The 21835-nt window shown below is 65.7% G+C and carries 16 protein-coding genes and 1 pseudogene; 6 read left to right on the top strand and 11 right to left on the bottom strand.

Features of this window, described 5'->3' with window-relative positions; translation table 11 throughout:
- Positions 1-65: 65 nt before the first annotated feature.
- The gene (locus ACFLEY_RS12425) at positions 66-1004 is read left to right on the top strand and encodes an aldo/keto reductase (protein ID WP_011088996.1); all 939 of its coding nucleotides are present in this window, start codon (positions 66-68) and stop codon (positions 1002-1004) included.
- A gap of 45 nt (positions 1005-1049) precedes the next feature.
- Here ACFLEY_RS12425 and ACFLEY_RS12430 read toward each other — a convergent pair.
- Positions 1050-3886, bottom strand: a pseudogene (locus ACFLEY_RS12430) (ATP-binding protein).
- 293 nt (positions 3887-4179) lie between these two features.
- Between ACFLEY_RS12430 and ACFLEY_RS12435 the strand changes: the two are divergent.
- The gene (locus ACFLEY_RS12435) at positions 4180-5169 is read left to right on the top strand and encodes a tripartite tricarboxylate transporter substrate binding protein (RefSeq protein ID WP_060908432.1); all 990 of its coding nucleotides are present in this window, start codon (positions 4180-4182) and stop codon (positions 5167-5169) included.
- Between the two features lie 2 nt (positions 5170-5171).
- On the opposite strand, the gene ACFLEY_RS12440 is transcribed toward ACFLEY_RS12435, so the two are convergent.
- A complete protein-coding gene (locus ACFLEY_RS12440) occupies positions 5172-6332 on the bottom strand; it encodes an MFS transporter (RefSeq protein WP_028175692.1) in 1161 nt (386 codons plus the stop codon).
- 1381 nt (positions 6333-7713) lie between these two features.
- On the opposite strand from ACFLEY_RS12440, the gene ACFLEY_RS12445 reads away from it, so the two are divergent.
- Positions 7714-8646, top strand: coding sequence for an AraC family transcriptional regulator (locus ACFLEY_RS12445; protein ID WP_211433435.1), 933 nt, complete (start codon positions 7714-7716; stop codon positions 8644-8646).
- A 19-nt stretch (positions 8647-8665) separates the two neighbouring features.
- On the opposite strand, the gene ACFLEY_RS12450 is transcribed toward ACFLEY_RS12445, so the two are convergent.
- The 8 genes from ACFLEY_RS12450 to ACFLEY_RS12485 all read right to left on the bottom strand — a co-directional run bounded on the left by ACFLEY_RS12450 (position 8666) and on the right by ACFLEY_RS12485 (position 16458).
- On the bottom strand, positions 8666-9592 hold the full coding sequence (locus ACFLEY_RS12450; RefSeq protein ID WP_011088991.1) for a catalase family peroxidase: 927 nt from the start codon (positions 9590-9592) through the stop codon (positions 8666-8668).
- A gap of 146 nt (positions 9593-9738) precedes the next feature.
- Positions 9739-10452: a phosphoribosyltransferase gene (locus ACFLEY_RS12455; protein ID WP_211433434.1), complete on the bottom strand. Its 714-nt coding sequence runs from the start codon at positions 10450-10452 to the stop codon at positions 9739-9741.
- A gap of 15 nt (positions 10453-10467) precedes the next feature.
- Entirely contained in the window at positions 10468-11700 is a 1233-nt protein-coding gene (locus ACFLEY_RS12460) for a Zn-dependent hydrolase (RefSeq protein WP_060908429.1), read from the bottom strand.
- A complete protein-coding gene (locus ACFLEY_RS12465) occupies positions 11693-12478 on the bottom strand; it encodes an ABC transporter ATP-binding protein (RefSeq protein WP_038966753.1) in 786 nt (261 codons plus the stop codon). Before ACFLEY_RS12465 ends, ACFLEY_RS12460 begins: the two co-directional genes overlap by 8 nt.
- Complete coding sequence (locus ACFLEY_RS12470; protein WP_060908428.1) at positions 12475-13248, bottom strand: ABC transporter permease; 774 nt, start codon at positions 13246-13248, stop codon at positions 12475-12477. Before ACFLEY_RS12470 ends, ACFLEY_RS12465 begins: the two co-directional genes overlap by 4 nt.
- A 71-nt stretch (positions 13249-13319) precedes the next feature.
- Positions 13320-14264, bottom strand: coding sequence for an ABC transporter substrate-binding protein (locus tag ACFLEY_RS12475; RefSeq protein ID WP_060908427.1), 945 nt, complete (start codon positions 14262-14264; stop codon positions 13320-13322).
- A 110-nt stretch (positions 14265-14374) separates the two neighbouring features.
- Entirely contained in the window at positions 14375-15103 is a 729-nt protein-coding gene (gene hutC, locus ACFLEY_RS12480) for a histidine utilization repressor (RefSeq protein WP_060908426.1), read from the bottom strand.
- Complete coding sequence (locus ACFLEY_RS12485; RefSeq protein WP_060908425.1) at positions 15100-16458, bottom strand: formimidoylglutamate deiminase; 1359 nt, start codon at positions 16456-16458, stop codon at positions 15100-15102. Before ACFLEY_RS12485 ends, hutC begins: the two co-directional genes overlap by 4 nt.
- A 99-nt stretch (positions 16459-16557) precedes the next feature.
- On the opposite strand from ACFLEY_RS12485, the gene hutI reads away from it, so the two are divergent.
- Genes hutI through hutU form a run of 3 tightly spaced genes read left to right on the top strand, consistent with a single transcriptional unit; the run spans position 16558 to position 21012 of the window.
- Positions 16558-17772 (top strand): imidazolonepropionase, encoded by a 1215-nt coding sequence (hutI, locus tag ACFLEY_RS12490; protein WP_060908424.1) that lies wholly within the window; start codon positions 16558-16560, stop codon positions 17770-17772.
- Entirely contained in the window at positions 17769-19328 is a 1560-nt protein-coding gene (hutH, locus tag ACFLEY_RS12495) for a histidine ammonia-lyase (protein WP_060908423.1), read from the top strand. Before hutI ends, hutH begins: the two co-directional genes overlap by 4 nt.
- Positions 19329-19341: 13 nt before the next feature.
- On the top strand, positions 19342-21012 hold the full coding sequence (gene hutU / locus ACFLEY_RS12500) for a urocanate hydratase (protein WP_060908422.1): 1671 nt from the start codon (positions 19342-19344) through the stop codon (positions 21010-21012).
- On the opposite strand, the gene ACFLEY_RS12505 is transcribed toward hutU, so the two are convergent.
- The gene (locus tag ACFLEY_RS12505; protein ID WP_060912642.1) at positions 21013-21633 is read right to left on the bottom strand and encodes a TetR/AcrR family transcriptional regulator; all 621 of its coding nucleotides are present in this window, start codon (positions 21631-21633) and stop codon (positions 21013-21015) included.
- Positions 21634-21835: the final 202 nt, after the last annotated feature.

Below are 21835 nucleotides of genomic sequence, written 5' to 3' on the forward strand. Positions count from 1 at the left end.
GGGAGCCGCCAACCTCGATCGCTTCGTCCGCTAGGGCGGCGAGCAGACAACAAGGGAGTATCACCATGACGACCTCCGATTCGCTTCGTGACACGAGGATTCCAACTCATGAGTCCGTGACGATTCCGGCAGTGGGATTTGGCACGCTCATTCCGGATCCGCTCGTGACCAGGCAGGCCATCAGGGCCGCATTGGAGGCCGGATTTCGACATCTCGATTGTGCGGAGCGCTATCGCAACGAAGCGGCGGTCGGCGATGCGATGCAGGACGCCTTCAAGGCCGGGAAGCTCCGGCGCGAGGAGCTGTTCGTGACGACGAAGCTATGGAACACCAATCATCGGCCGGAGCGGGTCAAGCCTGCCTTCGACGCCAGCCGCCGACGGCTGCAACTCGACGAGATCGACTGCTACATCATCCATACGCCCTTTGCCTTTCAGCCCGGTGACGAGCAGGATCCGCGCGACGCAAGCGGTCGGGTCATCTATGATTCCGGCGTTACATTGGTGGAGACGTGGCACGCGCTGGAGCGCCTCGTTGACGAGGGGCACTGCAAGTCGATCGGCCTGTCGGACATTACCCTGGAGAAGCTGCGCGAGATCGTTGCCGTCGCGCGGATCAGGCCTGCCATGGTGCAGGTCGAATCGCATCCGTATCTTCCCGAATGGGACCTGCTCGACTTCTGTCGCGAGCATGGCATCGTGCTCCAGGCGTTCGCGGCGTTGGGACATGCCATGGAGCCGCGCGTGCTGGAGGATCCCGTGATCACAGCCATCGCGCGGCGCGTGCAGAAGACACCGGCTCAGGTTTGCCTGGCGTGGGCCGTCCAGCGCGGCACGGCGTTCCTGACGACCTCGACCAATCCCGCGCGAATCCGGGAGAATTTTGACATCTCGGCTCTGCCCGAGGATGCGATGCGGGAGATACGAGACGGGATCACGACGAACGTCAGGTTCAACGCAGTGGTGGAGACTGGCGTGCCCGGATTTATTCCAAGGGCCCGATGAACCGGGCAGTGCGGAGCGATCGCTCGACGGCCGAGCAGCGCTGCCTCAGTTCCGGAGCTGCGCGATCAGGCCTCGGGCCTCGCGCATGTCGGCGGTGCGGGATCCCTCGGTCAGCGGCCGGCAAACGGTTTCCAGAACCTCCAGCGCCTCTGCATCGCGGCCTTGTCCCAGTCTGAACCGCGCGAGGCCGATGGCGCATCTCAGCTCCCACGATCGTGCGCCCTGGTGCGTCGCGATGTCCATGGCCTCGCGAAAAGCCGCTTCGGCGGCGGGCAGGCCCTTGGTCTGCTTGAGCATCAATTCGGCCTTGATGCGCGTCAGCTCCGGCAGATACCAGCGCTCCTGGCGGTCGTTGCAACGCGCCAATATGTCCTCGATCATCTCCAGGCCGCGATCGGTCTGGTCGGCCTCGCCGAAACACGCGGCGAGTTCACCGAGCAGAGGAAGAAAGCGCGGCAGGAAGCGCGCATCGCCGGCGCGGTTGAGCTCTTCGCGCAGCAGCGGCAGGCCGGTCGCGACGTCGCCGCGCTTGGCAACGACTGCCGCGTTGAAGGCGCGTGCCCACAGGCCCCACAGCCGGATCGCGTGTCGCTCGGTGTGTTCGAGCAGCTCCGTGCCGTGCTGTTCCGCGGCGTCGAAATCGCCGGCCCAGAAGGCGATCGGGCAGGCCGCCTGTCCCAGCACGCTGCAGAAGGTCAGCGCGTGGCCGTTGGCGAGGCCCTCCTCGATGGTTCGTGCGGCCAGCGCCTGGGCCTGGTCGGCGAGGCCTTGCAGCCACAGGATGCGGGCCCGGAAATATTGCGTCGATATCCTGAGGTCGAGCGGGAATATCTTCGGCTTCTCCGCCAGCACATGCAGCGACGCGTTCACCCTATCGATGCACAGCCGCGTCGTTCTGGTCACCGAGATAATGCAGCGCGACGGCCATCAGCCGGTCGCCCAGCAGGACATCGGACTTGTCGGGAGAATTCGCCGCCGCGTTCGCAAAACGGTCGGCGAGTGCGCGGGCCTTGCCGAACTGTCCGTTGTTGAACTGGTCGATGCACAGGCCCCAGAGCGCGCGCAGGCGGAAATCCTTGTCGTCGAGCCTGTCGGCGATCTCGAGGGTTGTCTCGAGGATCGGGCGCGCCTCGCGCGCACGGCCCTCGCCATACATCAGCGACCAGCCGAGTGCCGACAGGAGCTGCATGCGGACGCGGCCGTCACCGCCGCTGTCTCCGAGCGCCGCCAGTGCCGTTCTGCAGCGCTCGCGGCATTCGGCGAACAGCGAAAGCCGCACCCACAGCGTGACCGCGGCCGCCGTCAGCGCGATTCCCAGCGCGGGATCGCCGTCGGGCCCGAAGGCCCAGTCCAGCGCGGAGCGCACATTGTCCAGCTCCGCACCATACACGTGCAGCCACTCGGGCAGCGGCGTCGACGTGTCGGCCTCGGCCCGCTCGAAGAAATCGCGAAAATGCTCCGCGTGGCGCCGCGCGAACTGCCTGGTTTCACCGAGCTCGTTGAGCTTTCCATGCGCGTAGGTGCGGGTGGTGTCGAGCAGGCGATAGCGCAGCGTCCGCGAGCCGGACGGCGAGATCAGCGATTTGGTGACCAGGCTGTCGATCGCTTCGAGGGTTTCCGATGCGCTGACGCCGTCGCCGGCCGCGACCGTGGCGGCCGCCTCCGGCGCGAAGGGCCCGGCGAACACCGACAGTCGCCGCAAGGTGGCACTCTCAGCCGCGGGCAACAGGTCGTAGCTCCAGTCGAGGGCCGCGGCGAGCGTCTGGTGCCGCGGCACGGCCGTGCGTCGTCCGCGCCATTGCAGCGAAAAACGGCTGTCGAGCAGGGAAGCCGTGCCTGCGATGCCATAGGCATTGACGCGGCCCGCCGCGAGCTCGATTGCCAGCGCAATGCCGTCGAGGCGCCGGCAGATGCTCGCGACGAGCGGGGCCTCTTCCGCGCTGAGCTGGAACGGACCCGAGCTCTGGGCAATGCGCTCGATGAAGAGTTGGGCCGCGGGGTAGGTGAGGACCTCGTCGACACCCAGGTCTTCCCGTTCCGGCGGACAATCCAGCGGGAACAGCCGGAAGATCCGCTCGCCTTCGCTCCGGAACGACTCGCGGCTGGTCGCGAGAACACGAAGCTGCGGCGCTTCGCGAACGATGCGCTCGACGAGCGGGGCCAGGTTGTCCAGCACGTGTTCGCAGCTGTCGAAGATCAGCAGGGCCGGGCCGGCCTTGAGAAATGTCAGCAGGGCCGGCGTCGGATCCTCCGCGCTGATGGTCAGCCCGAGCGCGGAGGCGATGGTGGTTGCAATGTGGCTGGCATCCCGCAGCGGGCCGAAGTCGACGAAGAAGACGCGGCCGCCGAAATCCTGGGAACGCCGATGCCCGACGGTGACGGCGACCGCGGTCTTGCCGATCCCGCCCGGGCCGACCACGGTCATGAAGCGATAGAGCGACAGTCCGTTCGAGATCTTTTCGATGACCTCCTAGTCCGACCATCTTCGCGAGCTGAACGGGCAGGGAGCGCGGAGGAACGATGTCGAGGGGGACCGGCGCGACCGGAGGGGCCGCTTGAGCGAGCGACGCGACGAAGCAATAGCCGCGGCCGGGCACATTGACCACATAACGGGCCGACTTGCCGGTATCGCCGAGCGCCTTGCGCAGCGCTGCGACATGGAAGCGCAGGCTGCCCTCGTCGACATTGACGTCGGCCCAGATGCGCTTGACCAGCTCTCTCTTGTCGACGACTTCACCGGGGCGCCCGGCCAGGAAGATGAGGATATCGAGCGCGCGGCCGCCGACATGAAGCGGCGAGCCCTCCTTCTCCAAGAGCCGGGACTTTGGAAACAGGCGAAATGGCCCAAATGAAATGGCCGAGTCTTCGTTATGCTCTGGCACGCGCCATTGCCCCCACGACGGGAGTCAAAAGGTATTACTTTTTGGTCTAGCAGAACGAGGCGTACAGTAAACTGTCCGAAAGCAGCATGGCTGGCAGACCTGCGCAGATCGCTTGGGTCGCCACCGGCCCGCCGGAATAAGACTTAGAACGTAAGGGGTTAGGTCGCCGTCCCATGGCGACCGCGCCGGGACTTGTCCGGGCGGAGCATTGACGGCGGTCGCGGATTGCTGCGATTGCTTGGTTCGGGAGCCGGTCCCGCCTCGACAGTGACTACCGCTCCCGGAATTGAGACATGCCCTCCTACTCGCGGCGACAGGTCGTTCATGCGTTATCGGGCGCGGCGGCGCTCGCCGCCATCCCGCGCAGCGGGCAAACCGCCGATTATCCGTCTCGTCCCATTCGCCTCGTGCTTCCGTATGGAGCCGGCGGAGCGGGCGATCAGATCGGGCGCCCCTGGGTGGACAAGATGTCGGCGCTGCTCGGGCCGACTTTCGTCGAGTACATCGGCGGCGCCGGTGGCGCGATCGGAACCGCGGCGGTCGCGCGCGAGGAGCCCGACGGCTATTCGCTGCTGCTCGGCAATGGCAGTACGCAGGTCATCATTCCTCTGACCTCGTCAAATCCCGGTTATTCCGTCGGCGATTTCCGGGCCATCTATCGCCTGATCAACAGTGCGCTGGTTTTCGCCGTCCATCCGTCGGTGCCTGCCGCAAATTTGCGCGAACTGATCGCCTACGCGAAGGCCAATCCGGGCAAGCTGTCCTACGGGACGCCCGGGATCGCCACCGGCAATCATCTCGTCGGGGAATCGTTCAAGCAGCAGGCGGGCGGACTGGACATCGTCCACGTTCCCTATCGGGGTATCGCGCAGGCGACCAACGACCTCGTCAGCGGCCAGATCTCGCTCGTCATCGGCGTCATGTCGGTTCAATTGCAGCAGCTGAGCCAGGCCGGAAAGATCCGGCTGCTTGCGGTCACGACCGAAAGGCGGCTGAGCGGCGCACCTGATATTCCGACCGCCGTCGAATCCGGCATGCCGGATCTCAGATATGAGGGCTGGTTCGGCATCTTTGCTCCCAAACTCACCGATGATGCGATCATCGATCGGATCGCGCAGACGACGCGCCTCGCCATGGCCGATCCGGCGCTTCAGGCGAGCTACCGTGCCCAGGGCATGGAGCCGGACAGCGATTCAAGTCCGGACAAATTCCAGCGCATTATCGATGCGACAACGGCAAGCCTGGCGCCCGTGATCAGATCGATTGGATTGAGCAAGTCATGAGCTCACGTGCCGGCAGGTGATACCTCGCGCTGCTCCGTCGTGACGATGCGCGCCGACAGCGTGACCAGTCCCATCAGCACAGCCAGCAGCCAGAACGCCGTCGGCAATCCGCCAAGTCGTGCGACGAAGCCGACGCCGGCGGGACCAACGAGGATGCCGGCGTAGCCCGCGGTCGTGATCGCCGCGACGGCGAGCCCCGTGGGCATCACCGTCTGCCGGGCTGCCCGGCGGAACAGCACCGGCACGAGGTTCGAGGCGCCGAGGCCGATGAGCAGGAAGCCGACTATGGCGACCGCCGCAACCGGAGCCGTGAGCAGCACCGCAAAGCCCGCGACCGCAATGATGCTCCCCCAGAACAGGGTGGTGCGATCCCCGATGCGCGCAACGACGGCGTCGCCGCCGAGTCGCCCCATCGTCATCGCGATCGAGAACACGATGTAGCCGATCCCGCCTTGCGCCTCGGAGACAAGGCCGGCGCCGATGACGAGCAGTGCGCCCCAATCGAGCATCGCGCCTTCGACCAGGAAGGTGATGGCGCCGAGCAGCGCGAGCAGAAGCACGGAGCCGTGCGGCAGCACGAACAGCGGTCCGTCCTGTACCTGCACTGAGCGAAGCAGGCGCGACCAGGTCACAAGCATCGCAATCAGCATCAGGACGGAGCAAATAAGCGTGCAGGCGAGCGCGCCGAGTTGCAGGGAGAGCAGCGCGGTCATCAGCGCTGATCCGGCGAAGCCGCCGATGCTGAACAGCGCGTGGAAGCCGGACATCAGCGGACGTTTCGCTGCGCGCTCCACCTCCACCGCATGGATGTTCATGGCGACGTCGATGGAGCCGAGCGCGGCGCCGAAGGCGAGCAGCGCCAGTGCCAGCGTCGCCGGCGAGCTTGCGATGGCCAGCAGAGGCAGGACCAGCGCCAGACCGAGCCCGCCGGCGATGATGATCGGCCTGCTGCCGTAACGCGCGCTCATGATTCCGGTCAGAAGCATTGCGACGACCGAGCCGATGCCGAGGCTGAGCAGCAGCAGTCCGAGAACGCCGTCGTCGACGCCGAGCCGTGCCTTCGCAAACGGCACCAGAGGCGCCCAGCACGCGATGCCGAAGCCCGCGACGAGGAAGGCAAGTCGCGTCGCAAGCCGTGTCGCCGGCCGGTCGGCAGAAAGCATGAGAACTCCGGAAGCAGAGGCAAGGAGGGCGCGGTCGACAAGCCCGACGATTACCGCGACTTTATGTCCTGATGTGCCCGATTTGTCGCAGCAGTTCCCAGATGTTGCGGAGCATCTCGGCGCCGGCGGATTGCCTGTCGGGCAAAACACCGGCCCTGTTTCGCTGCCCCGTCAATCCCTCGTCATGAAAATATTCCGATTTACAGAAATTCTGATTTGTCGTATGTGTCGCCCATCCCGGCTCATCCTTGAGGGGCGATCTTGTGTCGTCACGTTTCGCGAGCCGGGCTTGCGGTGGACGCGGCAGCGTCGGGCGCGAGAGGCGTGGGCAGGGCGGATTGCTCTCCGTGAGCCCAAGACTTCGTGCTGGATGAGCGGCGCTGTCAGGTTCGTCTCGTCTGTAAGTTTCCGGCTCCGTCGACAGGGCCGGGAAAACTGCGGCGAAATGGCGGGCCGTGCGTACGGCAAAACCGTGTGGTCCTGGCCGTCGTTGCTACGGTCAAGTGCTTGCGGATGCGGCAGTCGCGTCAACCGGCGCGGTGCCGGTGACTTTCGCAAGGACGAGGGAGGCCAGAACGAACTCGGCTCCCGGGAGAGCACGGCATAAGCCGTCCAACCACTGCGCAGGGAAGGCCGAGTGATTGGCTACACCTGTATGCTGCTGTGCGGTTCTTCCTGCGTGTGCTTTTCGCGCAGCGGACCGCGGGTGCCAGCCGGCACCCGGCCTTCCCTGCGCCCTCTTGATTGAGAGGTGGAGAGATCAAGCAAAGCTCGGGCGAATTACGCCGCGAGGATGCGAAGGCGTGTCTGCGACCACACGCTCGCTGTCCTCGCCCGCGAAGGCGGGCGATCCAGTATTCCAGAAGCGGTTGTGATGGAGCCGAGAAGCTGCGGCGTACTGGATTCCCCGCCTTCGCGGGAGTATCATCTGAAGAACCAGCCCATACCTCATCCTCCGTCATTGCGAGCGCAGCGAAGCAATCCAGAATCCCTCCGCGGAAAGACTCTGGATTGCTTCGCTGCGCTCGCAATGACGACCGGCAAGTCTGATACTGCCGCTGACCAAGGGCAAATACGACAACGTCCAGGAGTTCAGGTTCGGCGGCGGAACCTCGTTCCAGCGCTGCGACACCCGCACGGGACGTCGCGGCATTTTGTCGTGGATTCTTGAAAACGCGTGATCAGCTTCCGGATGGAGAGGGAACGTCAAAACCGCATTGAAGTTGCTGCCAAATCGTCCTGTTGCGCCGATGTGAAAGTGTCGGGCGAGAGCTGTTCGCCTCGTGCGCGCGTGGACAGCCTGCGGCGGATGTCCGATAATACCTTCCGCAAATTGCGGGGCGCTGTGGCCTGCACTTGGACCCGCGGAAGGACTGACCCGATGACACAGGCAGGCGCCTACGGACAGAGGCTAGGGCAGTTCCTGCGTTTGAAGGATGCGCCGCCCTCGCTGGTTACGCGCTCGCTGCGTAGCGCCGAGCTCGCGGTGACCGAAACCCGGAATGACAACCCGGTGCCCGGCCTGTCCGGATCGCTCGCCGCCGAAGATGCCTTTCTCGTCAGCCTGAAGCTTCACGACTACCCGGATTGCGAGCTCTGGGAGCGCGGCAAATGCATCATGACCGCGGACGTCCATGCGGGTACGACCTATTTGTACGACCTCAAGTGCGATCCGCGCTACGTGATCGACAAGCCGTTCCATTCCCTGTTCTTCTACATTCCACGTTCGGCGCTCGACAGCATCGCCGAACAGTGCAACGCGCCGCGGGTTGACGAGCTCGACTGTCAGATCGGCGTTGGCCATGACGACCGAATCGTCCGCCACATCGGCGCGTCGCTGCAGGAGGGCCTGCGCCGGCCGGACGAGGCCAATCAGCTTTTCATCGATCACATGATGCTCGGGCTGACCGCCCATGTCGCCCAGACCTATGGCGGGCTCCAGCGCACGCCCGGGCTCGCGCGCGGCGGTCTCGCGCCGTGGCAGGCGAAACGCGCCTGCGAGAGGCTCGAATCGGATCTCGGCGGCAAGCTCTCGTTGCAGAGGATCGCGGCCGAGCTCGACCTTTCGGTCAGCCATTTCTCCCGCGCGTTTCGAATCTCGGTCGGTGTGCCGCCGCACCAATGGCTGCTTCAGCAGCGCGTGAAGGCCGCCAAGCAGTTGATGAGCGTTCGCGACCTGCCGCTGTCGGAGATCGCGATCTCGGCCGGGTTTGCCAACCAGAGTCACTTCACGCGCGTGTTCTCCTCGATCGTCGGCGTCAGCCCGGCAGCATGGCGCCGCGAGATGCTCGGTGCATCGAACGGCGAGACGTGAATCCGGACGCCTTCCGTCCTCAGCGGCGCTTCGCGAGCGAGATCATGTAGGCGGCGCGCCGCGCTGCAAAGATCTCGTCCGGCGGGTGACCGATGCCCTCGGCGAGATTGGCCGGATTGAAGATGGTGACGTCGCAGGCCTGATCCGGCTCGAAGCCCGTGATCACGATCGTGCCCAGGCGCACCTCGTCGCGTTGATCCTCGTCGGGCCAGCGTATGGTGACATCCATGGTGGGGTCGCCGGGGCGGTCGAGCAGCGCCATGACGTTGAAGCGGACATTGCCCGCAGCGATCCGCGTGCCGAGGTCGTCGTGCAGGAAGTCGGCCGGCTTCGTCCTGGCTTCGTCCTCGCTCAGCGTGATCTCGCCGCGGGCCGGGACGACCTTGAACTTGATGAAGCGGGTCTCGCCTTGTTCGTTTGTTGCCGGAAAGGCATGGACGCCCCAATAGGTCGTGCCGGCAAAGCTTCCGGGCAACGCACGCGCGGCGATGTAATTCGCCTGGTTCAGCGTCTCGGGATTGGCCGCCGAGAACGCTTTCACTTTCGCCATGTCCGGCTTGCCATCGGGTCCCGGGATACGCGCCTTGAGAAAGGCCAGCATCTGGTCCAGCGTTCGTGCAAAATGCACCGGCGCGCTCTCCACCAGAATATCCGAGCGATGATCGTCGTCGCCAAGCTTGAAGCTGAAGCCACGCAGCACCAGATTGTTGGTATCCGCGACGTTGGGATTGCCGCCGCCGACCGAGAAGCGCGCCAGCACGCGCGATGGCCTTGTGAAGCTCTGCGACCGCGTAATCTCCTCCGCGCGGTCCGACGGGGTGTAGGTACCTCGAACGCACCAGCCCTTGGCGAAGCTGGCGCGGACCTTCGGTGGATTGCCCGCGACGGCCTTCAGGGCGTCGACGATGGAGGCGGGCGTTGCGGCATCGTTCGGGCTCTCGGCCATGGCGGATCTCTCGCGTGTGCGAGCCAGATTCTAGCCGCGATACGGACCCGCGATCTTTCCCAAAGCGGTCGGGTTTTGCCCAATCCTGCTCAAGACAGGTGCCTCGGGCCGGCCAACATAGCCGATGCTCGCAATCGCCTGACCCATCAGGGAATGTTGGGTTGCGTCTCCGCGAGCGGTATCCAGCCGCCGTCGCCACGTTGGAAGAGCGGGCACCCGAAGACTGCGCGAACCGGAAGGGCCGTGGTCGAGGCATGCCAGCGATTGGTTTGCTTCATCGCAACGACCATGCCGGCAATTTCGACGCCGATCGTCTGCAAAAGCCGCACCGCCGCGAGCGCAGTCGCGCCGGTCGAGATCGCATCGTCGACCAGCACCACCCGGCGGCTTTCGAGCAGGGGCAGCAGGTTCGGATCCAGCCGCAGCCTTTTGCCGGCGTCGGGGCTGGTGATTGAACTCACGGGCTCGGACAACGCGTCGTCGTACCAGAATTTGCGCGAATAGCCGAGCGGGACATAGCGCGGCTGTCCGAGCCGTTCTGCGACCTGCGATGCGAAGGCAAGACCAAGGGTCGGGAGTCCGACGATGATCTCAGCATCGAACGCGCGCGCCTGCGTCGCCATGTGGTCGGCCAGCGCGGCGACGACGAGGTGTGAGGCCTGATTGGCGATCAGCGATGCGACGGCGCGGTCGCCATCGGGCAGTTGGCGCAGCGGCAGAACCAGGATACGGCCGCAGGGGAGTGTCGCGGGATAGCCCAAGCGATAAGGTGGCGTAGCCGGGAAACGCAAGGGAACCTCCGGCGTCAGCTCCTGCCAGTAGCCGGTCGTCGCATCGGTATAAGTCTCGCTTGCGCTCATGCCGGCATCAGAGGCCTAACCACCGAGGATTCGCCGGCAGGCGTCGACGAAGACCTGCGCGCCGGTGACGATGTCGGCGTCCGCGGTGTTCTCGGTCCAGTGATGGCTGATGCCGCCGATCGACGGCACGAACAGCATCCCCGCGGGCATGATGGTCGCGAGCATCTGCGCGTCGTGGCCGGCGCCGCTGGGCATGCGGATGGATCGTCCGCCGGCGACAGCCTTGCTCGCAGCTTCGATCGCGTCCTGAAAGCCGGAGTTCATCAAGGCGGGAGCACCGGTCCGCAGCTTCTCCACGGTCACGGCGCAGGGGCCGCTCGCGTTGACCTCGTCCGCCATGGCCTTCAGCAATTCCTCCAGCCGCGCGATGACCGCCGGGTTGTCGTCGCGGATCTGGAACAGCATTTCGGCGCCACCCGGAATGATGCTCGGCGCGCCCGGATCGAGCGTGATGCGGCCCGTGGTCCAGACCGTGCGCGGACCGCACGCGGCCGGGAAGCGCTCGTCGATCGCGACGCAGAATTTGGCCAGCGCAAGGCCGGCGTCCTTGCGCGCAGCCATGCGGGTGGTGCCGGCGTGGTTCTGCTCGCCGACAAAGTTGATCCGGTATTGCCAGATGCCGACGATCGAGGTCACGACGCCGATCGCGAGCTGCCCGCGTTCGAGCGTGTCGCCCTGCTCGATATGCGCCTCCAGATATCCGACGTGCCGCCCCTTCTCGGCGGCGACACGCGGACGTCCGGCGAGCCCCATGTCGGCGAGCGCATCGCGCATGGGCCGTCCGTTGGTGCGGTCGCGCGCGGCGTCGATGTCGGCCTCGGTGACTTGCCCCAGATAGGAGCGCGAGCCGAGGAAGCTGCCAAAATGTCCTTCCTCGTCGCACCAGGCAGCGACTTCGACCGCGCCGTTCACGGACGGATCGGCATTGAGCACCCGCGCGGCTTCGAGCGCGTAGACGACACCGAGCGGACCATCGAGCCAGCCGGCGTAGTTCTGGCTTTCCAGGTGCGAGCCCGCCAGAAGCTTTGGGCCGGGCTTGGTGCTCGTCCCGAACACATTGCCGATGCCGTCGACCGCGGCGGAGAGAGACGCGTCGGGCAGCTTCTGAACCAGCCATTCCAGCGATTGCTTGTGCGGTTCGGAGAAGGTCGGCTTGTGCACGCCGGTCTTGTAGGCGCCGATGGCGCGCAGCGCATTGAGGTCGGCGAGAACGCGTGCGCCGTCGAAGGAAGGACCATTGTCAGGCATGTTCGGCAACCTTCAACGCCTCGGTGCGGATTTCTTCGACCAGCCGTTCCTTGAGCTGGACGAATTCCGGCGTGGTCTTGATCTTGTAGGAACGCGGATGCGGCAGGTCTATGGCAATCTCGGCCTTGATGCGGCCGGGGCGTGCGCTCATGACGATGACGCGGCTGCCGAGGAAGATCGCCTCCTCGATGTCGTGGGTCACGAACAGCACGGTCTTCTGGTCGCGCTCCCAGATCCCGAGCAGCATTTCCTGCATCAAGGCGCGAGTCTGGTTGTCGAGCGCGCCGAAGGGCTCGTCGAGCAGCAGAATCTTTGGATCATTGGCAAGCGCGCGGGCGATTGCCGTGCGCTGCTGCATGCCGCCGGAGAGCTGCTTGGGCCAGTGGTTCTCGAAGCCGGACAATCCGACCTGGCGGATGAAGGCGTCGGCGATCTTGTACCGCTCGTCCTGCGACACGCCGCGCTCGCGCAGGCCGAAGGCGATGTTCTCGCGCACGGTCAGCCAGGGAAACAGCGTGTAGGACTGGAACACCATGCCGCGATCCGCCCCCGGGCCCGTCACCTCGCGCCCATCGAGCGTGACGCGCCCGCCGGTCGGCCGGTCGAGGCCGGCGACGATACGAAGCAGCGTGGACTTGCCGCAGCCGGAGGGGCCGAGGATGGTGACGAAATCGTTGTTGCCGATGATGAGGTCGGTCGGCTCCAGCGCCCTGGTCGGCGCATTGCCGTGACGCGCGGGGAAGGTCCGTGAGACCTGTTCGATCTTCAGCGTCGTCATGCGAGCTTCCACGGAAACAGCCAGGCGTTGAACGCCTTGAACAGGAAGTCGGAGACGAGGCCGATCAGCCCGATCACGATGATGCCGAAGATGATCTGGCCGGTGTTGAGCAGCGCCTGGCTGTCGGTGATCATATGGCCGATGCCGGAGGACGAGCCGATCAGCTCGGCGACGATGACATAGGTCCAGGCCCAGCCCAGCACCAGCCGCAGGATCTCGGCGATCTCCGGCGCGGAGGAGGGCAGCAGCACACGGAGGATGATGCCGCGGTCGCTGGCCCCGAGCGTATAGGCCGCCTCGACCAGATCGCGGCGCGTCGCGCCGACGGTCACCGCCACCATCAGGATGACCTGGAACACCGAGCCGATGAAGATGACGAGCAGCTTTTGCAGCTCGCCGATGCCGGCCCACAGGATCAAGAGCGGGATGAAGGCGGAGGCGGGCAGGTAGCGTGCAAAGGAGACGAACGGTTCGAGAAAGGCCTCGACCGGCTTGTAGGCACCCATCAGCACGCCGAATGGCACCGCGATGATCGCGGCGAGCGCGAAGCCGCCGACGACGCGCCAGATCGTCATGCCGATGTCGAACATGAAGCCCTGCTTCGTCAGCAGGTCAAAACCTTCCTGCACCATGGTCAGCGGGTTGGCGAGGAAGGTCTTCGACACATGGCCGCCGAAGGTCGCCCAGGACCAGAGGGCAACGAACAGCACGAAGAACGCGAGGCCAAAGGCCACACGCTGCCTCGATGTCACGGGATCCAGGGGACGCATCAAACTGTCTATCCGAATGGTCGATCACGCGCCGGCTCCGCCTCCTGGCGGAACCGGCAGCTTGCAGAAGTCTACTTGATGAAGCTCGCGTCGTAGAGGTCCTCGACCTTCGGCGCGGCCTTGATGATGCCGATCTCGAGCAGGAGCTCGGCGGCGTCCTTGTTGAAGGTCAGGAAATCGCCCGCGAAGAACTTCTGGTTCGCGGCCTTGTCCTGCCAGCGCAGATATTTTGCCGAGTTGCCGAATTGCTCGCCGGTCTGCTTCACGTCCGCGCCCATGATCTCATAGGCCTTGGCCTGGTCCTTGGCGATCATCTCGAGCGCCTCGAAATAGCTGTTGGCGAGCGCCTGCGCCGCCTTCGGATTCTCGCTCAGGAATTTCGGCGTGCAGCCAAACGTGTCCATCACGATCGGATAGTCCAGCGTGGTGGCGATGATCTTGCCCTTGTCGGGCGCGGCGCGCACGGTCGACAGATACGGCTCGTAGGTCATGGCAGCGTCGTTCTGGCCGGAGACGAAGGCCTGCGCGGCCGCGGCCGGCTCGAGGTTCACCACGGTCACGTCCTTCGTGGTGAGGCCGTTCTTCTTGAGCATCCAGGCCAGCGCAAAATACGGCGAGGTGCCCGGCGCGGAGGCCGCAACCGTCTTGCCCTTCAGATCCTTGATCGCGGCGATGTCGTTGCGCACGGCCATGCCGTCGGCGCCATAGCTCTTGTCGAGCTGGAAGATCTGCTTGGTGGCGACGCCGTTGGCGTTCCAGGAGATCCAGGTCTCGACCGTGGTCGCCGCGCACTGGATGTCGCCGGAGGCGATGGCGAGGTGGCGGTCCTTCTGCGGGATCTTCTTGATCGTGACGTCGAGGCCGTTCTTCTTGAAGATGCCGGCTTCCTTCGCCAGCGTCAGCGGCGCGAAGCCGGTCCACCCGGAGATGCCGACGCCGACCTTGACGTCGTCGGCGAGCACGGGAGTGGAGGCCGCCAGGGCAATGATTGTCGCAAATACCTTTGAACTACGCATGATTGTCGTCCTCTTGCCGATCGATGGATTGACGTCCTGTTGATCTGTTCGTGTCGGTCCATGCGGACCGTTGCCCGAAGCGTTGCACGAATTGTGCCGACATTGATCTCTCAGCCTCCCTTGAATCGGGCGACAAGGCGGTGAGAGTCACCGGGATAGAGCAGCCGCACAGCGGTGATCGTGCGCGTGCTGCGCCAGGTGTAGCGGTCGATCACGAGGCAGGGCGCGCCGACGGCGATGTCGAGCGCTTGCGCCGCGCGATCGTCCGCAACGATGGCGCTGATCGTATGCTCGGCCTCCGTCCATGGGACATGGTGAAGCAGCCACGAGCCGGGCGGTTCGCGCGAGAAGTCCGCGGTCGCAGCATCCGGCACGGACGAGAGGTCGATCAGCCTGTCCTCGACGGCAAACGGCACGTTGTCGGCGCTATGGCGGCAGGCGATCGCGATCACCTTGCCGGCCTTCTTCACGCCAAGACGGTCGCGGTCGGCGGCGGTCGCCATGCGCAGCTTGCGATGCATCAGCTCGTAGCCGTAAGCGCGGCCGAGCGCGGTGATCTCGGCGCGGATGTCGGCGATCTTGAGCACCGCGGACTGATGCTGCGGCCGGCGGACGAACGATCCGGCGCGCCGCCGCCGCTCGATCAAGTCGGCCTGCGCGAGTTCCGACAGCGCCTTGTTCACGGTCATGCGCGAGCAGCCGTAGCGCGCCACCAGTTCGTGCTCGAACGGAATGCGATGACCCGGCGGCCACTCGCCGGTCAGGATGCGATTCTCGATGTCGGCGCGGATCCGCTTGTAGAGCGTCGGCTGGTCGGCGCCATCAGTAGCGAGGCTCATGCGAGCAGCCTCCGCACCGATGCGTTGAAGCGCTCGCGCGCCGCCTGGCGCAGCCGGTGCCGTCCGCCCTCGACGACCTTGTCGCCGCCGGCCCAGACGCAATCAATCGCGCCGCTGCCTGCCGCAAAGATCCAGCCGTCGATGGCCGCATCGCCCTGACGTCCCGCGAGCGACGGATGCGCGGCATCGAGCGTGACGATGTCGGCGCGCGCCCCCGGAGTGAGGCCGGCAGTCGGCTGCGCAAGTGCCTGCGAGCCGCCGGCGAGCGCTTGATCGAACAGCGTGCGTCCGGTCGAGGCGCCTGCGCCGCCGGAGAGCACATTGCGCTGGCGATGCTTCAGCCGCTGGCCATATTCGAGCTGGCGCAGCTCGTCGGCGACACCGACCAGCACGTTGGAATCGGTGCCGACGCCGAGCCGGCCGCCGGCGTCGAGGAACTCGCGGGCTGGAAAAATGCCGTCGCCGAGGCTCGCTTCGGTGATGGAGCAGAGGCCGGCTACCGCGCCCACCTTGGCGAGCGCGGTGACCTCCTCGTTCGTCGTGTGTGTCGCGTGGATGAGGCACCAGTGTTGATCGACCGGTGCGTGCTCCAGCAGCCATTGCACGGGGCGCCGGCTCGACCAGGCCAGGCAATCCTCGACTTCCTTCACCTGCTCGGCGGCATGAATGTGCACGGGACCGCCGTCGGCGAGCGGAATGATCGCGGCGAGCTCGTCCGGCGCCACCGCGCGCAAGCTGTGCGGCGCGATGCCGATATTGGCCCCTGGCAAGTTTGCGATCGCTTTGCGCGAGGCAGCCATCAGGGCCGCAAACCGATCGACGGAGCAGATGAAGCGGCGTTGGCCGGCATGTGGTGCTGCGCCCCCAAAAGAGCCATGCGCATAAAAACTCGGCAGCAGCGTCAGCGCAATACCCGACGCTTCGGCAGCCTGCGCAATGCGCGTGGCCATTTCGGCGAGGTCGGCGTAAGGCGAGCCGTCGCGATCGTGATGCAAATAGTGGAATTCGCCGACGCGGGTAAAACCCTGCTCCAGCATTTCGACATAAAGCAGCGTTGCGACGGCCGCGACATCGTCCGGCGTCATCGCCAGCGCAAAGCGATACATCGTCTCGCGCCAGGTCCAGAACGTGTCAGTCGAGTCGCCGCGCTGTTCCGCAAGTCCCGCCATGCCGCGCTGGAAGGCGTGGCTGTGCAGGCTCGCCAGCCCCGGAAGCGCGATGTCGTGGCGCTCGTCGCCGGCGGGCGGCGACACGCCCGGCGTCACCGCCGCGATCGCGCCGGCGGTGATCACCACCTGCACGTCATTGGCCCAGCCCGAGGGCAGGAGCGCGGAGGCGAAATGCAGTCGGGTCATGATTACACGCCGGCTGGACAGAACCGCCTTACGATTATATGTCTAGACATATAAGTCAAGCATCCCAGGGCGCAGGGACATCCGCGAAGGGACAGTTGCATGGCAGAGCGCTTCGACCGGATCTGGCACAATGCCCGCCTCGCCACGATGCGGGCCGATCGCCCCGATCTCGGCGAAATCGAGCACGGCCTGATTGCCGCGCGCGGCGGCCACATCGTCTATGCGGGTGCGGCGGCGGACTTTCCGGCGGACGCAGATGCCATCAAGCGGATCGATTGCGCGGGGCGCTGGATCACGCCGGGCCACGTCGACTGCCACACTCATCTGGTCTATGGCGGCAACCGTGCGCACGAGTTCGAGCTGCGTCTGAAGGGGGCAAGCTACGAGGAGATCGCGCGCGCCGGCGGCGGCATCGTCTCGACGGTGGCCGCGACGCGCAAGGCGAGCGAGGCCGAGCTCGTCGCAAGCGCGCTGCCGCGGCTCGACGCGCTGATCGGCGAGGGCGCCACCACGGTCGAGATCAAGTCCGGCTACGGCCTCGATGCCGAGACCGAAACGCGTCAGCTCGCAGCTGCGCGCAGCCTCGGCCGCCAGCGGCCGGTTGCGATCCGCACGTCCTTCCTCGGCGCCCATGCGCTGCCGCCCGAGGCGGATGGTGACAAGGATCGCTATATCGATCTCGTGTGCAAGGAGATGCTGCCCGCGGTTGCCAAGGCTGGTCTTGCCGATGCCGTCGACGCCTTCATGGAGGGCATCGCGTTTTCCGCCGGGCAGACCGCGCGGGTGTTCGAGACGGCGAGGGGACTCGGGCTGCCGGTGAAGCTTCATGCCGACCAACTGTCGAACCTCGGCGGTGCCGCGCTCGCTGCAAAATTCTCCGCACTGTCGGCCGATCATCTCGAGCATACCGATGAAGCAGGTGCTGCCGCGATGGCGAAGGCGGGAACGGTGGCTGTGCTGTTGCCGGGCGCCTTCTATTTCATCCGCGAGACGCAGAAGCCGCCGGTCGAGGCGTTCCGCAAGCACGGCGTCCACATGGCGCTGGCGACGGATTGCAATCCCGGTAGCTCGCCGCTGACCTCGCTGCTGCTGGCGATGAACATGGGCGCGACGCTGTTCCGGATGACAGTGGCCGAATGCCTCGCCGGCGTCACCCGCGAAGGCGCGCGGGCGCTTGGCGTGCTCGATGAAACCGGCACGCTAGAGGCCGGCAAATGGTGCGATCTCGCGATCTGGGACATCGAGCGGCCCGCCGAGCTCGTTTACCGCATCGGCTTCAATCCGCTGCACCGCCGGGTTTGGAGGGGGCAATGACGGAGCAGGACGCGGCGATCGTCGTCAAACCGGGAACGGTCAGCCTCGACGATCTCGCGCGCGTGCTTGCGGGACAGCCCGTCGTGCTCGATCCGTCGTTCTGGCCGCGTGTCGAAGCAGCCGCGACGATCGTCGCCAAGGCGGCGCAAGCAGACACCCCCGTCTACGGCATCAATACCGGCTTCGGAAAGCTCGCCTCGAAGCGCATCCCGCCCGACCAGACCGCGCTGCTCCAGCGCAACCTCATCGTCTCGCATTGCTGCGGTGTCGGTCCGGCGACGCCGGAGCCGATCGTGCGGCTGATGATGGCGCTGAAGATCATCTCGCTCGGGCGCGGCGCTTCCGGCGTACGCCGCGAGGTGATCGAGCAGTTGCAGGGAATGTTGGCGCGGCGCGTCTGTCCGCTGGTGCCGCAGCAGGGCTCGGTCGGCGCCTCCGGTGACCTCGCGCCGCTCGCGCACATGACCGCCGTCATGATCGGCGAGGGACAGGCGATTGTCGACGGCAAGACCATGTCCGGCGGCGAGGCACTCGCTGCCGCCGGGCTTGCGCCGCTGACCCTCGGGCCCAAGGAGGGGCTCGCGCTGATCAACGGTACGCAGTTTTCAACCGCCTATGCCATTTCCGGCGTGCTGCGTGGGTTTCATCTGGCCCGTGCCGCGCTCGTCACCGGCGCGCTGTCGGTCGATGCAGCGATGGCCTCCACAGCGCCGTTCCGCCCTGAAATCCAGGCGCTGCGCGGCCATGCCGGGCAGATCGCCGCGGCTGCGACGCTGACCGCGCTGCTCGACGGCAGCGACATCCGCCTGTCGCATCTCGAAGGCGACGAACGCGTGCAGGATCCCTATTGCCTGCGCTGCCAGCCGCAGGTCGCAGGGGCCGCGCTCGATCTGATCACGCAGGCTGCGCGAGCCCTGATCGTCGAGGCCAATGCCGTCACCGACAACCCGCTCGTCCTGGTCGAGACCGGCGAGATCGTCTCCGGCGGCAATTTCCACGCCGAGCCCGTGGCGTTTGCGGCCGATACGATCGCGCTCGCGCTGTCGGAGATCGGCGCGATCAGCGAGCGGCGCATCGCGACGCTGGTCGATCCCGCGCTGAATTTCGGTCTGCCGCCGTTCCTCACGCCCGATCCCGGCATCAATTCCGGCTTCATGATCGCCGAGGTGACGGCGGCCGCGCTCTATGCCGAGAACAAGCAGCGTGCGGCTGCCTGCTCGATCGATTCGACGCCGACCAGCGCCAACCAGGAAGACCACGTGTCGATGGCCGCGCATGCGGCGAGGCGCCTCGCCGATATGGCGGACAATCTCGCCGCCATCCTCGGCATCGAGCTTCTGGTCGCCGCGCAAGGCATTACGCTGCGCGCGCCGCATGCGACCAGCGCGCCGCTCGTCGCCGTCATCGCCGCGCTCCGCGAACAGGTGCCCGCGCTCGGTGCCGACCGCTACATGGCCGGCGATCTCGCCAAGGCAGCCGCGCTCGTCGAGGCCGATGCGCTGCCGGCGGCTGCGATCGGCGTGCTCCCATCTGATCCATTTCCGAGACTTGCCTGAAGAGGTGTTCCGCATGAACCGCCGACTGGACAACGACCGCACCATCCGCGCGCCCCGCGGCCGCGACATCAGCGCCAAGAGCTGGCTGACGGAGGCTCCCTTGCGCATGCTGATGAACAATCTCGATCCTGATGTCGCGGAGCGCCCGAGCGAGCTCGTCGTCTATGGCGGGATCGGCCGTGCCGCGCGCGACTGGGAGAGCTTTGACCGGATTACGGCGGCGTTGCGCAAGCTCGAAGACGACGAGACGCTGCTGATCCAGTCCGGCAAGCCGGTCGGTGTCTTCCGCACCCACGCCGATGCTCCTCGCGTGCTGATCGCGAACTCCAACATCGTGCCGCATTGGGCGACGCTCGACCATTTCAACGAGCTCGATCGCAAGGGCCTGATGATGTACGGCCAGATGACGGCCGGCTCCTGGATCTATATCGGCAGCCAGGGCATCGTGCAGGGCACCTACGAGACCTTCGTCGAGGTCGGTCGTCGCCATTATGGCGGCAGCCTTGCCGGCAAATGGATTCTCACCGCCGGCCTTGGCGGCATGGGTGGCGCGCAGCCGCTGGCCGCGACCATGGCGGGAGCCTCGATGCTCGCAGTTGAATGCCAGCCGAGCCGCATCGAGATGCGGTTGCGCACCGGCTATCTCGATCGGCAGGCCGCGACGCTCGACGAGGCGCTCGCGATCATGGAAGAGTCCGCAAAGACGAAGAAGGCAATCTCAGTCGGCCTGCTCGGCAATGCCGCGGAGATTTTTCCGGAGCTGGTGCGTCGCGGCGTCAAGCCGGACATCGTCACCGACCAGACCAGCGCCCATGACCCGATCAACGGCTATCTCCCCAAAGGCTGGACGCTCGCCGACTGGGAAGCCAAGCGCGCGTCCGATCCGAAGGCCGTCGAGCGCGCCTCGAAGACCTCGATGGTCGAGCATGTCCAGGCCATGCTGGATTTCCACGCGCAAGGGATTCCGACGCTCGACTACGGCAACAACATCCGCCAGATGGCGCAGGACATGGGCCTGAAGAACGCCTTCGATTTCCCCGGCTTCGTCCCTGCCTATATCCGCCCTCTGTTCTGCCGCGGCGTCGGGCCGTTCCGCTGGGCTGCGCTGTCGGGCGATCCCGAGGACATCTTCAAGACCGATGCCAAGGTCAAGGAGCTGATGCCGAACGATAAGCATCTGCACAATTGGCTCGACATGGCCAGGGAACGCATCAAATTCCAGGGGCTGCCGGCGCGCATCTGCTGGGTCGGCCTCGGCGATCGTCACCGGCTCGGCCTTGCCTTCAACGAGATGGTGGCGCGCGGTGAGCTCAAGGCGCCGGTCGTGATCGGCCGCGACCATCTCGACAGCGGCTCGGTGGCAAGCCCGAACCGCGAGACCGAAGCCATGAAGGACGGATCGGACGCGGTGTCCGACTGGCCGCTGCTCAACGCGCTGCTCAATTGCGCCAGCGGCGCGACCTGGGTGTCGCTGCATCATGGCGGCGGCGTCGGCATCGGCTATTCGCAGCATGCCGGCATGGTGATCGTCGCTGATGGCACGCCGGAAGCTGCAAAGCGGATCGCGCGCGTGCTCTGGAACGATCCGGCCACCGGCGTCATGCGCCATGCCGACGCGGGCTACGACATCGCGATCGACTGCGCTCGTGACAAGGGGCTCGATCTGCCGAGCCTTTCGAAGTAGCTAGCCGCTCATCAGCAGCTTTGGCATCGTCGTCTTCGCGCCATCCATGAAGGTCTGGACGGCGTCGCGGACGATTGCGTCGAGATCGGGCGGGATCGGCGTTTCGTAGATGAATTTGCGGATGGCGAGATAGAAGATGCGGCCGTGCAGGCCCCAGAACAGCTCGGTCTCGCGCTCACTCAGTGGGCGGGACTTCGCATCGGGCAGCTTGAGATCGTGACGCAGCTCGGCGGCCGCGGGCTCGATGATCTCGCGGCGGACAATGTCGAGATAGCGGCCGGTGATGCCGAACGACTTCATGCCGGAGAAGACGAAGATCCGCACCCAATTGTACTCGAAGACGCGTTCGACATAGTCGAGATAGAAGCGCGTCAGCCGCACCTCCAGCGACAGCGAGCGGTCTTGGATCATCGGCCCCCAGTCGGGCGACCAGCGGCTGAGATAGACCTCCTGGTACACCCGCTCGATCAGCGCTTCCTTGCTCGGGAAGTGGCGATAGATCGCCGAATGGGTGATGCCCATGCGTTTTGCCAGTTCGCGGGTCTGTCCCTCGAAGCCATGCTCGGCAAAGAAGCGGATCGCTTCGTCCACGATTGCGCGCTCGCGGTCGGCCGCGCGCATGTTGCGGCGCTTTGGCGCGGTCTTGCTGCCTGTCTCGGGCCGTCGTCGGACCGGTCGCTTCGCTGGTTTCTGCGCTTTTCGGGCCATTTCGTCGCTGAATCGCACGTGTTGTTGCCTTCATAGCCCAAGGTGCATTTGTGACCAAATGGTCATTTCCTGTTGACCGTTCCCCGGAGGCATGTCAGGATTTTGAGACCAGATG

Origin of the sequence: Bradyrhizobium sp. YCK136 (assembly GCF_044570075.1) — a bacterium.
Lineage (GTDB): Bacteria > Pseudomonadota > Alphaproteobacteria > Rhizobiales > Xanthobacteraceae > Bradyrhizobium > Bradyrhizobium diazoefficiens.

Bases quoted from the DNA above. Each gene is read 5' to 3' on its own strand.
- ACFLEY_RS12460 (WP_060908429.1), bottom strand. From the start codon at position 11,700: ATGCCTGACAATGGTCCTTCCTTCGACGGCGCACGCGTTCTCGCCGAC.
- ACFLEY_RS12475 (WP_060908427.1), bottom strand. From the start codon at position 14,264: ATGCGTAGTTCAAAGGTATTTGCGACAATCATTGCCCTGGCGGCCTCC.
- ACFLEY_RS12465 (WP_038966753.1), bottom strand. From the start codon at position 12,478: ATGACGACGCTGAAGATCGAACAGGTCTCACGGACCTTCCCCGCGCGT.
- ACFLEY_RS12505 (WP_060912642.1), bottom strand. From the start codon at position 21,633: ATGCGCGCGGCCGACCGCGAGCGCGCAATCGTGGACGAAGCGATCCGC.
- hutC (WP_060908426.1), bottom strand. From the start codon at position 15,103: ATGAGCCTCGCTACTGATGGCGCCGACCAGCCGACGCTCTACAAGCGG.
- ACFLEY_RS12455 (WP_211433434.1), bottom strand. From the start codon at position 10,452: ATGAGCGCAAGCGAGACTTATACCGATGCGACGACCGGCTACTGGCAG.
- ACFLEY_RS12440 (WP_028175692.1), bottom strand. From the start codon at position 6,332: ATGCTTTCTGCCGACCGGCCGGCGACACGGCTTGCGACGCGACTTGCC.
- ACFLEY_RS12445 (WP_211433435.1), top strand. From the start codon at position 7,714: ATGACACAGGCAGGCGCCTACGGACAGAGGCTAGGGCAGTTCCTGCGT.
- ACFLEY_RS12435 (WP_060908432.1), top strand. From the start codon at position 4,180: ATGCCCTCCTACTCGCGGCGACAGGTCGTTCATGCGTTATCGGGCGCG.
- ACFLEY_RS12470 (WP_060908428.1), bottom strand. From the start codon at position 13,248: ATGCGTCCCCTGGATCCCGTGACATCGAGGCAGCGTGTGGCCTTTGGC.
- ACFLEY_RS12450 (WP_011088991.1), bottom strand. From the start codon at position 9,592: ATGGCCGAGAGCCCGAACGATGCCGCAACGCCCGCCTCCATCGTCGAC.
- ACFLEY_RS12425 (WP_011088996.1), top strand. From the start codon at position 66: ATGACGACCTCCGATTCGCTTCGTGACACGAGGATTCCAACTCATGAG.
- hutI (WP_060908424.1), top strand. From the start codon at position 16,558: ATGGCAGAGCGCTTCGACCGGATCTGGCACAATGCCCGCCTCGCCACG.
- ACFLEY_RS12485 (WP_060908425.1), bottom strand. From the start codon at position 16,458: ATGACCCGACTGCATTTCGCCTCCGCGCTCCTGCCCTCGGGCTGGGCC.
- hutH (WP_060908423.1), top strand. From the start codon at position 17,769: ATGACGGAGCAGGACGCGGCGATCGTCGTCAAACCGGGAACGGTCAGC.
- hutU (WP_060908422.1), top strand. From the start codon at position 19,342: ATGAACCGCCGACTGGACAACGACCGCACCATCCGCGCGCCCCGCGGC.